The organism is Streptomyces vulcanius (assembly GCF_042653945.1).
GTDB classification, from domain to species: Bacteria; Actinomycetota; Actinomycetes; order Streptomycetales; family Streptomycetaceae; genus Streptomyces; species Streptomyces mangrovi.
The window spans coordinates 165,745-178,901 of the sequence record NZ_JBHSFK010000012.1 but is presented as its reverse complement, the minus strand read 5'-3'; the positions used below and the strand labels follow the sequence as shown (position 1 = coordinate 178,901).

Sequence of the window (13,157 nt, the reverse complement as noted above, 5' to 3'; positions counted from 1 at the left end):
GCGGCCCACCCCCTCCTGCTGATCCCACGTCAGGCGTTCGCCTCGTTCTGGGCCTTGATGACCTCGTTGGCGATGTCCTGGTCGGACTGGGCGATCGAGTCGCCGATGTCCTGGAAGCTCTTGCCGTACTCCCCGATGTTGCTGGCCGAGGACTTCATCTGCTTGCTGAAGGAGTCGTAGGCGTCCTTGAGCGCGGGGCTGGCCTTCTCGAAGACGAGGCCGTCGTGGAGCAGACCGCTCACCGTGGTCTCCAGGTCGGTCAGTTCGTTGGAGATGTCGGTGAGCTTGTTGCCCATGGTCGTGGCGGCCCGGGCGATCTCGTCGTAATCGAAAAGGACATCGGGATTTCCTGCTGCCATCGTGATCCTCCTGGGGGTTGGCCGACTGCTCGGGCTACGGGGCTGGTGACGGTGACGGTGACAGCGGGCTACTGGCCGCTGCTGTTGACCTTCTCGGCGATGTCGTGGTCCATCCCCTTCACCGACTCCATGATCTTGCGGAACTGCTCGGCGTAGCCCTTGATGCTGTCGGTGGCCTCCTTCAGCGAGACGGTGAACTTCTCGTACTGCGCCTGGAGGGCGGGGCTGGACTCGGTGAGGACCAGGGCGGTCTCCAGCAGGCTGTCCACTTCGAGCTTGGCCTCGTCCATCCGCGGGACGAGGGTGTGGTCGACGCTCGTGTCCAGGAGGTTGGCGACACGCTCGATCTCGCCGTAGGAGAGGCTGATGTTGGCTGGCATGGGGAGGGTTCCTTTCCCGGTCTCTGCTCTTCGTCACTCTTCGTCGTCGTCTTCGGGGGTCACCCATTCCGCGTCCGGGCCGGAGCGGGTGGAGACGGTGACCTTGCCGTCCTGGTCGGTGCTCGTCATGGTTCCCGAACCGTCGTCGCCGATCACGAAGACGCTGGTGGTCTTCGAACCGTCCGCGTAGGTGGTGACCATGGTGTAGTCGCGGGCGTCGAAGGCGTCCTTGCTGCCGTTGCCCTCCGGATCGATGATCTTCGGGGCGGAGTCGTAGGTGGTGACCGACGTGTAGGACTGACCGTCGGGGGTGGTGATCGTCGACGTCTCCTTCATGACGTCGTACTTGTCGTTCAGCTCGACCTTGACCTCGACCTTCCCGTTCTCGTCCTCGTAGGTGTACGTGGTCGGCGGGTCGGCGGCGGGCTTCTCCGGCTCGGGGCCCGGCGGATCGGGGGCGTCCGTGTCGTTCTGCCAGGTCTCGCACCAGGAAGGGGCGCCGTCGGCCCGGCAGACCTCGCCGATGTCGGCGTCGGGATGCTGGTCGAAGTAGTCGCCGGCGCCGATCTTGTCGAGGTACGCGTCCCAGGCGGTCTTGTCCGCCTGCCAGGCGTCGTGCGCCTCCTTGTCGTTCTTCCAGTCGTCGAGGCCGATGCTGGCGCCCATCAGCCCTGCCGCGCTGGAGAGCTGGGAGTCGGCGTCGAAGAACGTGTTGGCAACCGAGCTGAAGACGTCGGCCAGTTGGCCGAGCCCGTCCTTGGCCTGCTTCGTACGGGAGCTGGAGCGGCGGTAGAAGAGGTTGAAGGCGGAGGAGAGACCGGCGTCGCCGAAGACCGCCCTGCGTTCGCTGGAGGTGTCCTCGCCCACCTCCTTGAACGCACCGGTCGCGCCACCCGAGTCGGCCTGGTCGGCCAGTTCGTGCATCTTCTTCTGGACCGTGTGCAGCGCCGAGTAGTCGATGGAGAAGTCCGCCACGCGTCGTACCTCCTGGTGTGCCGTCCGGCTCTTCCGCCCTGTCCACGCACGAGGACCCCGGGAAGGTTCAACGGACACGGTTTTCTGGCGCGTTGAACCTTCTCGGGGTCCCGGTGCGTGGACGGTACAGACGATGTCCCGCAAGGGCGTCCGAAGCACGGCCCGTCAGTACGTCTGTCATGTCCCGCGTGCGTCCCGGCGTACGTCCCGGAAGCAGAAGGAGGCGCCCCGATGGCTCGTCCCGCCGACTGGAGTGCGCTCGGCCTGAGCAGCGACCCCACCCCGGGCGACGCCGCCCGGATCGACGAGATCATCACCTCTCAGGGCGCTCTGGTCACCCTGGCGGACACCATCGACTCCGGTCTGACGGAGATCAAGAACACCACGGACGGCGCCTTCATCGGTGAGACGGCGGACGCGCTGCGCAAGGTGATCGACGGCGATCTGCGCAACTACGTCAGCACGTTCCGCCAGGCCCACGAGGACGCCCAGGCCGCGTTGCGGACCTTCGTCGGGGTGATGCGCACCCAGCAGGAGCGGGCCGACGCCGCCCTGACCGCGGCGGCCGCCCTGGCCGAGGACGACGACGCGGGACGCGAGACGCACAAGGCCACCGCCGAGGACGCCAAGGACGTCCTGTCGCAGGCCGCCGACACGGCGGCCTCCGCGCTGACCACGGCGGCCGAGAGCATCGCCTCGCCGATCGACGAGTGCGAGGCGTTCTGGAAGGCGCTGGGCTGGCTGGCGCTGATCCTCATCATCCCGGCGATCATCGTCGGCGGGCCGCTGGCGTTGTTCGCCATCGGGCTCAACGTCGCGCTGCTGATCAAGACGGCGGTGGACTTCTCCCAGGGCAAGGCGAGCGTCACCGAACTGGTGCTCTCCATCCTGGGCGTCATCGCGCCCACCACCAAGGGCATCAACGTCGGTGCGGTGTTCAAGGGGCTGAAGGGGGCCGGTATCTCGGCCTTCCAGGGCGGCAAGAACCTGCTCCTGGGCGGGCCCAACGCGCTCGGGCTGCTCGGCCGTCTGACGTTGGGTATCGACGACGGCTTCCGGGCCACCGGGGTGTGGCTGAACGGCGGGCTGCGCGGCATCAACGGGGTGAGGTTCACACCCCTGACGTTCATGCCGGGGCTCAAGGGCTTCACCATGGGCGGGACCGGCCTCGGCAAGGGCTTCGGCGTCGTCCCTGTGGCCAGCGAACTGACCGTCATCAACCTGCTGGGCGTGAAGAGCTTCTTCGCGATGCGCACGGTGATCAGCGGCCTCAACGGCATCGGGCGGCTGGGCAGTTCACTGGGCAGCACGATGCTGAACGGCGTGCGCGGGCTCAACGGCCTGCGGTTCTTCCTGCCGGTCGCCGCGGACGAGATGGGCAACGGCCTGCTCTTCGCGCTGAAGATCGGCGTCATCGACCGTGGTGTGTTCGGCATGTACCGGTACGGGGCCTTCGCCGGGGGCCAGTTCCTCGGCGTCTCCAGCAAGATCAGCGGAGCCGCCGCGTCGGGCCTCACGCTGCTGCGGCCCGGGGCCGACCTGGGCGGCCTGTCCCACATCAACCTGAGCAATTTCACCCCCAGCCCGACCGGCGGACTCGGCTCGGCGCTGACGAATCTGCCGCCGCTGAACCTGTCGCCCTCGATCGGGAACGTCAACCTCACCGGCGGTCTGAGCGGGCTCGGCGGCTCCTTCAACGCGCCCGTGCCAGCGATCGGCGCCCGCTTCACCGACCTGCCGGCCGTCACCGGGATCAGCAGTGTGCAGATGCCCCAGCTCGGCGGACTCGGCAGCGTCAACATGCCCCAGTTGGGCGGCATCGGCAATGTGAGCCTGCCGCAGCTGGGCCAGATCAGCCAGGTCGGGGCGGTCGGCGGCGCGTTCAGGGGCGCCGATCTCGCGGCGGGGGGCGTCACGGGCATCGGCGTCTCCCGGATCGACGTACCGAGTCTGGGGGCGGTGACGTCCGGGCCGACCGCGGTGCGGGTGGAGATGCCGTCGATGGACGCGCGGGTCACCGACATCCCCTCCGCCAACGGCATCGGGTCCCTGTCCAACCCGTCCGTCGGCCAGGTCCACATCCCGTCCGTCTCCCAGGTCAACGTGCCCACGACGGGCCTCGGGCAGGTCAACGTGCCGACGGTGAACACGGGCGGCGTGCCGGACGTCCCCGTGGTGGGCGTGCACCAGGTCACCACGCCGAGTCTGGGGTCGGTGACGTCCGGCCCGACGGTCGTCCGGGTGGACGCCCCGGCGATGTCCGCCCGGCTGACCGACATCCCCTCGGCGAACGGCATGGGCTCGGCCCTGGGACGGGTCGACGTCCCGCCGGTCGGCAGCGTGAACGTCCCCTCGATCGGGAGTGTGAACGTCCCGTCGGTCGGCAGCGTGAACGTGCCGTCGGTGGGCCGGATGGACGTCCCGGCCACCGGGAGCGTGAACGTGCCGTCGTTGGGCCGCGTGGACATCCCGGCCACCGGAGGCGTCAACGTGGCGTCGGTCGGCCACGTCGACATGCCGTCCGTCGGCCGCCTCGACACCCCGGCCAGCGCGAACGTGACCGGGTCCAGGGGAGTCGTGTCGAACGTCCCGACCGGGGCCGCCCATGTGGACGTACCGCCCGTCTCGGCCCTCGGCCGGGTGGACGTGCCCGTCAGTGCCACACCCACCGTGAGCCCGGGGGCGGTGACCCCGGCGACGGTCGGCGTCCCGCACACCCCCGGCGGCGGGCTCGACGTCCCGACGCCCGCAACCGGGGGACCGGGCAGGAACGGCACCCCGGGCCTGCCCGGCGACGACAGCCTCATCGTGGACCTGCCGAAGCTCGGCCGTGTCGACCTGACCGCGTTCCGCGACCAGCACCGGACCATCCAGGTGTTCATGGAGCGCGGCCAGTCCCTCGACTTCCAGCACACCTTCACCAACATCCCCGGGCTGTCGCCCGCTGTGCGCGTCGAGGTCACCCCGACGGCCACCGGACCGCGGGTCGTCCCCGCCACCCCGGGGGTCCGGGCCTGGTACGAGACCCCGCAGGACGGCGGCAACCAGTTCCTCCGGGTGGAGGAGGACCTCGGGCGCGGCTCGGTCCGCCAGACGGACTACCACCTGGACGCCTCCCTGAACCACCAGCAGATCGGCACCAGGGTCATCGAGGGCATCGAGCTCCAGCCCCTCGCCCGGCAGGCCCCGCCGCCGCTCGGCGGTTCCGTGGCAGGACCCTCCGGGACCAACAACGCCCACACGGTCAACCTGCCCGGCCTGAACGGCGTCCGCGTCGACCTCACTCCCGGGTCCCGCCCGAGCATCACCAACCCGAACGCCGTCGACGGGCTGCGCGTCGACCCCATCGGCGACGGGAACGTCGTCCGCATCACGCACGTCGACGGGGGCGAGACCCGCCGCTGGGACTTCGACGTGGACGCGAACGGCACCCGGCCGGTCGGCGCCGAGCACCAGGTCACTCTGCGGGGCGGCACTTTCGACGGTCACACGGTCACGACGGACGTCCTGCCGAGCGGCACCGGCGGCGTTCAGCGCGTCGACGCGGACGGCGCGCTCCAGACGGACGGGGGCACCCACGTCCCGGCCAGGGGCACCCAGGCCGCCGAGTTCCGCGTCACCGGCCCCGACAACCGTACGGTCGTCTACGACGCCGACTTCCAGCACGCGTACGACGAACTCCCGCTGAACGGCGGCACGTCGAACGGCGAGGTGCTGCGGATCAACGCCAACGGCACGGCGGCCCACCTGGTGGGCCAACCGACTGTGAATGTCACTGTTCCGGCCCATGGCGGTTTCCAGGTGTCGGAGGCGACCGGCAGCTGGTTGCGGGTGTACGGGAACGACGGCGCCTACGTCCACCGGGTGCTGCCCGTGCCGGGCGACAACATGATCCGGTTCCCGGAGGGCGGTCGCGCGGACCACGAGCTCTTGGACGCGACCGGCGGCGAGGTGCCGGGTGCCCAAGTGCGGTCACAGTCGGGCTCGGGCGGCTTCCGGATCGATCACGGCGGGGGCCAGCCGCACACGGTCGTCGACAGCTCCGGTGTGCACACCCACGATGCCCTGCCGCTCAACGGCGGTGCGGCGGGCGGCCAGTTCGTGCACACGCCGGTGGGAGGCGTGGCGGGCCGGCCGCCCGTGCTCACCCGCACCGACGCGGACGGGGCGGTCGAGGCGGCCGGGGTCACCCGGGTCGGCGGCGAGTACCACGTCCCGGGCGCCAACAACCGTACGGCCGTCTACAACGCCAACTACACCCACACGCACGACCAACTCACCCTGAACGGCGGCGCGTTGAACCGCGAGGTGCTGCGGATCGACCCCGACGACACGGCCCATCTGGTGGGCCAGCCGACTGTGCGTGTCACTGTTCCGGACAATGGCGGTTTCCATGTGTCGGAGGCGACCGGCAGCTGGCTGAGGGTGTACGGGAACGACGGCGCCTACGTCCACCGGGTACTGCCCGTGCCGGGCGACAACATGGTCCGCTTCCCGGAGGGCGGTCGCACGGCCCACGACCTCTTGGACGCGACCGGCGGCCAGCTGCCGCGCGCCCACGTGCAGCCGCAGTCGGGCTCGGGCGGCTTCCGGATCGATCACGGCGCGGGCCAGCCGCACGTCGTGGTCGACAACGCGGGCACCCAGACGCACACCGCCCGGCCGCTCAACGGCGGTGCGGCGGACGGCCAGTTCGTGCACACGCCGGTGGGAGGCGTGGCGGGCCGGCCGCCCGTGCTCATCCGCACCGACGCGGCCGGGGCGGTCGAGGCGGCCGGGGTCACCCGGGTCGGCGGCGAGTACCACGTCCCGGGCGCCAACAACCGTACGGCCTTCTACAATGCCAACTACACCCACACGCACGACCACCTCGCCCTGAACGGGGGCGCGTTGCACGGCGGGGTGCTGCGGATCGATGCCAACGGCACGCCCAGTCTGAACGGTCCCCGGGCCGCGACCGTCGTCGCCCAGCCGGGCGACGGCAACGGCTTCCGCGTCATCCGCGGCACCGACCATGTCGCCGTGGACGCGAGCGGTGTCCACACCGCCACCGTCCGCGAGCTGACCGGCGGCACCGCCCCCCACGCGAACGGCGAGTTCGTCCACATGCCCGCCAACGGGGGACCGGCCGTGCTCAAGGAGGCCGACGGCTCCGGCTTCCCGAACTCCACCCTCACGGTCCGCGCCGACGGCAGCTTCGTCGTCGATCACCCGACCACCTTCCGAGTCCACCGGGCGTCGGACGGCACTGTCGAAACCGACAACCTCCGGCTCCAGGACTCGACAGGCGGGCTCCTCGGGCAGAGCGTCCGCATCCACCCCGGCGGGGCCCTGGAGCTGCTGGACAACCAACTGGCCGAGATCCCGAACGTCAAGGTCACCGCGCGCCCCGGCGGCGGTCACCGCGTGGAGCAGGCGGACGGCGGCTTCCAGCTCCACGGCAACAACGGCAGGCTGGAACACTCCGTCGTCAACACCGGCCAGGGCGGAATCTTCCGGGTCGACGACGCCAACGGCACCCGCCTGTACGACACCGTCCAACTCGGCGACGGCATCGGCACCCGCTTCCTGCGCACGGACCTCAACCATCTCCGTGTCCTGGACGGCGACCTGACCCCGACGCCCGGCACGGTCACCCCCCATGCGAACGGCACCCAGTACCGCGTCGACGGCGTCGGCGCCCCGCACGCGGGCGAGTTCAAGCTGTACGACGCCGACGGCCGGCTCAACTTCCAGCAGATCAACGTCATCCACGAAGGCCAGATCAAGCCCGGCCAGCGCATCGACGTCACCTACCCGAACCCGGCCACCGGCACCAAACCCACCTGGGAACGCATCCACCTGAACGCGGCCGGCAACCCGCGGCCACAGAACGCCAACCGGCCCTGGTACGACGGCGGGACGGTCGACCTCAAGGGCCTCGACCACGGCCGGCTCCGGCTGCTCGGCCACTCCGGCGCCGAGGTGTTCGAGCGCCGCCCGCTGCCGTTCGGCAACGGCGGCTCGATCGACGCGTACCACTCCTCCGCCGGGGCCGGCGCCTTCGGCCGCTTCAACCAGCGCGGGGTGTGGACCGAGTTCGACGGGACCGGCGCGGCCACCCGCCACGGCACCCGGCACTGGGGCGAGAGTGGCCGAAGCTACTTCGACGTCACCACCGCCCGGGGCGTCGACACCCGCGTCCACCACTTCCAGCAGAACCCCGACGGCGGCCATGTGCTGGCGAACCTGGACCGCACGGTCTGGACACAGAGTGCGGGCCGCAGCACCTGGCACCGCTTCGACGCGGACTACAACCACCTGGCGGAAGGAGCCAGGAAGTGGGGTCCGGGCCGGGGCTGGACCGACACCATGAACCACCCCAAGACGAACGCGTCGACCCTCGTCCACGAGAAGTTCGGCCGTTTCACCCCGACCCCGCACGACGTACGCCGCTACTTCCAGGTCGAGATGGGCCCGGACGGTCTCCCCAAGCGGGACTGGATGTCCCACTCCGCGCACGGCAAGGAGAACGGCCGCGGCACGACGCTGAGCAACGGCGACTTCCTGGAGACCCAGCGGCTCGCCGAGCAGCGCCCGCCGTTCTTCGCCCGCTGGGCGATGAGTGGGGACTACCGGGCCACCAGTCTGGCCAACGCGAGCTGGCTGCGGTTCGACGGCAAGTACCAGATCCACGAGTGGAGGCTGATGCCCGCCGACGGCGGAGCGCCCATGCGGGGTGTGCGGTTCGTCAGCATGAGCGGTGTCACGACGGACATCGCGAGGAACGGCACTGTCGTCCGGGTGACCGGCAAGGTGGGCAGCGGCAACGACCTCACCGTCGGCAACGTCCCGCTGCCGAACGGCCCGAACGGCCGGCCGGTCGCGCAGGGCAACAACTACCTGCCCTGGTCGGAGGGCGCGGGCAAGCTCGACGGCCACCGTACGTACAACCAGGGCGACTTCACCGTGCAGCCGGGCGCCGGCTACCGGCAGGCCGACATCCTCTTCCAGGACCGCTTCACCACCAACCGGGCCAACGGCGACTGGTACTCGCCCGACGCGACCAAGCAGTGGGAAGTCGCCCGGACCGGGCTGAAGGACGGCTCGGTGGTCGAGTACCGGCCCGCCCCCGCCGTCCGCCCGGACGGCCAGGCGGGCAACGGGGACATCGCCTTCCGGCAGAACGTCCACGCGGGCAACGGCGACTGGACCAGGTACGACCCGCACGGCATGGTCGTCGCCCGCAAGGACACCTGGCCCGACCCGGCCGCGGGCGGCAACAACACCGTCACGATCACGGCGACGGGCTCGGCAGGTGCGAAGAACCTGGAGTGGCGCGGCCCGAACAACACGCGCGGTCCACGGGTGACGGAGCACAAGCGGGGCATGGAGACCTGGGCCTGGGACAAGGAGTCGTTCCAGGACTTCGACGGGGGACGGCTGATCCGCGAGCACCGGCTGCTCGGGGACGGCACCACCGTCGACGCCTGGCGTGTCAGCCGGGACCCCAACACCGGCGCCGAGACCTGGCAGTGGAACAAGATCGACCGGCACGGCAACGTCATGGACTTCGGCGACGGCGCCGCGAACCGGCCCCGCACCTGGATCGACCCCAACGGCACCGTGCTCACCCAGTGGCACCCGAACGCCCGCTGGCAGGACCAGGTGACGACCCCGGACCCGAACAACCCGGCCAACGTCAACACCATGACCGTGCAGGAGATCCCGGCCCGCCCGGCCACCGGCGCGATCCACTCCTGGGCCACCGACGCGCCGTTCCGGGTGCGCGAGTACGTCTCGGACGTGGGCGGCACCTTCAACTCCAACGTGTGGAAGGAGTTCGACAACGGCATCGACATCCGCCGCAAGACCGACCTCGGCGACGGCACCTTCCTGGAGAGCGAGGAGTGGCACAAGCAGTGGCGCCGCTACGGCGGCCCGACCGGCACCACGCTCCTCGAACAGCGCGCGATCTCCGGGTACATGTGGAACACCGACACCTTCGGCCGGACCACGCTCATCGGCCGCGAGACCAACTACATCGGCGCGCTGGGCGAGTACCGCGGCTTCAGCCGGATGTGGCGCGAGCCCAACCGCTGGGACTTCGGCCGCAGCGTCGGCGGCGAGTCCGTGTACACCCCGTTCGCCGGGAAGGCCGCCCAGATGCTGGCCGTCGAGATGGGCCAGGAGTGGCTGCTCGACTTCAGCATGAACCTGGTGGTCTACGGCATCGTCGCGGCGGCCACCGGCGGCGAGTTCGGCTGGAACGACGTCGCCAAGGCGGCCTTCGGCGCGACCGTCAGCGCGGGCGTCAAGGGCACCCTCACGGCCGGACACCTCGCCACCTTCCGGGGCGGGCCCTGGAAGACCGGCCTCGGCCAGATGGACATGGGCCAGCCCTACTCCCGGCGCCCCAACGACGACGGCTGGCAGGGCGAGTTCGCGGGCAACGAGAAGGTGACCCGCTGGCGCTCGGGCACCTACGACTTCGGCGTCGGCATGTTCGGCGGCGCCCTGTCCGGTTTCATCGGCGGCAGCGCGAGCGCGGCGATCTTCGGTGTGAAGGACAAGAACGGCAACACCGTGCACCTCTACGGCGCCGACGCGCTGCTGGTGGGCGCCGCCGGCGCGGCGGCCGGTGTGATCGGCGGTCTCACCACCGGCCTCGCGCGGACGATCATCACCCAGAACATCGCCGGGCGCTGGTACCACCGCCAGGGCTTCTTCGACATCTTCGTGGTGGCGGGCATGGGCAAGATGGTCGACAAGATCTTCTCCAACATGTACTTGAGCGGCATCGTCCGCGACTCGGTCGTCGGGGGCAACGGCTGGAACGGCGGAGGCGGCACATGACGGACCAGGTCATCAGGGTGGCGCCCAAGGGCCGGGGCACCCACCGCAGCATCGCCTCGGCGCTCGCCGCCGCGCCCGCCGGCGCGGTCGTCACCGTCGCGCCCGGAGAGTACGAGGAGACCCTGCGACTCGACAGGCGCGTCACGCTGGAGCCGGAGTACGGTCCCGGCTCCGTCGTCCTGCGGGCCCCCTGGGGGACCGCCCTCACCGTCACCGCGCCGGAGTGCCTGCTGACCGGACTGGTGCTGCGCGGCGCCGACCCCATGGAGGCGCTGATCCGGGTCGAGGACGCGGCCGGGCTCAGCCTGGAGGACTGCCGGCTCGGCCACGGCCGGGTCGAGGTGCTCGGCTCCCCGGACGGCTCCGGAGCCGTCGCCAACGCGGCCCTGGACCTGGACAGTGACCTGGCCGCCGAACTGGCGGACCCGCTCGGCGGCGGAGTCCTGGTGCTGCGCAGGACCCGGCTCAGCGGAGCCCAGCACGCCGCGCTGCACCTCACCGGGGACGCCCGCGCCCGCGTCGAGGACACGGTGATCGAGTCGGTCGACGGCATCGGCGCCGTGCTGTCCGGCACGGCCGTGCTGCTCGCCGAGCGGCTGCGGATCCAGGAGAACTCCGGGTCCGCGCTACGGGCCCGCGGCGGCTCCCGGCTGCTGGTGCGCGACGCGCGCCTGGTGGGCGCCGGACGCAACGGCGTCCTCGTGCAGGACACCGCCGAGGCGCTGCTCGCCGAGTGCCGGATCGAGGGCGTGGCCCGCTCCGGCGTCCAGGTCTCGCACGAGGCACGGGCCGAGCTGACCGACTGCCGGATCACCCGGGCGGGCGGCCACGGCCTGGAGGCCGCGGACGCGGCCCGGCTGACGGCCCGCGGCTGCCATGTGCTGGATCCGGCAGGCCACGGCCTGCTGGCGGCCGGCGGTACGACGGTGATGCTGGCCGACTTGCTGTTCGCCCGGACCGGCGGCTCGGCGCTGCACCTGGGCGAGCGGGCCGTCGCGGTGATGACCGGCTGCCGGGTGACCGTCAGCGGGGAGCACGCCCTGGCGGTGGACGGCGGCGCACAGGCCGAGGTCACCCGGACCACACTGGCCGGGGCGCGGGCGTGCGGTGTCCAGGTGGACGACGAGGCACGGGTGGTGCTGGCCGCCGTACGCGTGGAGGACGGCGAAACGGGCGTACGGGTGCGCTCCGGCCGGGAGTCGCAGCTCCTGGACTGCTCGGTGACCCGTCAGCGGCGGGGCGGGGTCGAACTGGAGGCCGACGCGGTCGCCGTGCTTCGCGGCACCCGTATCGCCGAGGTGGGCGGCGCGGGCGTGACCGTCGACACCGGGGCCCGGCTGGTCATGGAGGGCGGCGGGGTGTCCGGTGCGGGGGCCGGCGGCCTGGTCCTGGGGCGGAAGGCACAGGCTGAGGTGCGGGGCGTGCGGATCGAGGGCACCGGCAAGAACGGCATCCTCGTCGGCGAGGAGTCCGGCGGCACCTTCGACCACTGCGACGTGTCGGCCACCGCGTTCCCCGCGCTGCACATGGCCCGGGGCGCCACCCCGCGGTTCCGGGGCTGCCGGGTCTTCGACTGCGGTCACGACGCACAACTCGCCGAGGGCGCCGAGCCGGTGTTCGAGGACTGCGCCGCGATCCGGGTCGGCACGGCCCTGCTCCCGACGCTCTCGGACCTGCCGACGGTCCCCGCCGCACCCCGCACGCCGGCGGGCACCCCGGCCACCCCCGCCGAGCCGGCGGCCGGCACCCCCGGCCTGGGCCAGCAGGGCGAGCCCGAACCCGAGCCGGAGACCTTGGAGGACCTGCTCGCCGAGCTCAACGAACTCGTCGGCCTGGACGGCGTCAAACGGGACGTCAGCGGCATGGTCAAGCTGATGCAGACCGTACGGCTGCGCCAGCAGGCGGGACTGCCCGCCCCGCCGCTCAGCCGCCACCTGGTATTCGCCGGAAACCCCGGCACCGGCAAGACGACCGTCGCCCGCCTCTACAGCCGCCTCCTCAAAGCGCTCGGCCTGCTCGCCCGCGGCCACCTGATCGAGGTCGACCGCAGCGCCCTCGTCGGCGAGTACGTCGGCCACACCGGCCCGAAGACCACCGAGGCCTTCCACCGCGCCCGGGGCGGCGTCCTCTTCATCGACGAGGCGTACGCCCTGGTCCCGGCCGGCACCGCGAACGACTTCGGCGGCGAGGCGATCGCCACCCTGGTCAAGCTGATGGAGGACCACCGGGACGAGGTCGTCGTCATCGCCGCCGGATACCCGGACGACATGGACCGCTTCATCGGCTCCAACCCCGGCCTGTCCTCCCGCTTCACCCGCAGCCTGGTCTTCGCCGACTACTCCACGGCCGAACTGGTCAGCATCGTCGAGCACCACGCCCAGCGCCACCAGTACGAACTCAGCGCGGCCGCCCGCGAGGCGCTGACCGAGCACGTCGAACTGATCCCGCGCAACGCCCAGTTCGGCAACGGCCGCACGGCTCGGCAGCTCTTCCAGCGTATGACGGAGCGTCAGGCCATGCGCGTCGCCGAACTGAACTCGCCCGAGGCGGCACAACTCGTGCTGCTCGACGAGCAGGACCTGCCCCAGCCCGCCACACCCGTCTGACC

At 71.2% G+C, this 13,157-nt stretch carries 5 protein-coding genes; 2 read left to right on the top strand and 3 right to left on the bottom strand.

Annotated elements, in window-relative coordinates; translation table 11 throughout:
• Positions 1-29: 29 nt before the first annotated feature.
• The 3 genes from ACFPIH_RS20345 to ACFPIH_RS20335 form a co-directional block, all read right to left on the bottom strand.
• Positions 30-359, bottom strand: coding sequence for a hypothetical protein (locus ACFPIH_RS20345; RefSeq protein ID WP_381173538.1), 330 nt, complete (start codon positions 357-359; stop codon positions 30-32).
• A gap of 68 nt (positions 360-427) precedes the next feature.
• Positions 428-739 (bottom strand): hypothetical protein, encoded by a 312-nt coding sequence (locus tag ACFPIH_RS20340; protein ID WP_381173540.1) that lies wholly within the window; start codon positions 737-739, stop codon positions 428-430.
• 33 nt (positions 740-772) lie between these two features.
• Complete coding sequence (locus ACFPIH_RS20335; RefSeq protein WP_381173543.1) at positions 773-1,714, bottom strand: serine/arginine repetitive matrix protein 2; 942 nt, start codon at positions 1,712-1,714, stop codon at positions 773-775.
• Between the two features lie 231 nt (positions 1,715-1,945).
• Between ACFPIH_RS20335 and ACFPIH_RS20330 the strand changes: the two genes are divergently transcribed.
• Together ACFPIH_RS20330 and ACFPIH_RS20325 are read left to right on the top strand one after the other, a co-directional pair.
• Positions 1,946-10,549, top strand: a complete 8,604-nt coding sequence (locus tag ACFPIH_RS20330; protein ID WP_381173546.1) for a hypothetical protein — start codon at positions 1,946-1,948, stop codon at positions 10,547-10,549.
• Positions 10,546-13,155, top strand: coding sequence for a right-handed parallel beta-helix repeat-containing protein (locus ACFPIH_RS20325; protein ID WP_381173549.1), 2,610 nt, complete (start codon positions 10,546-10,548; stop codon positions 13,153-13,155). Before ACFPIH_RS20330 ends, ACFPIH_RS20325 begins: the two co-directional genes overlap by 4 nt.
• Positions 13,156-13,157 lie beyond the last annotated feature (2 nt).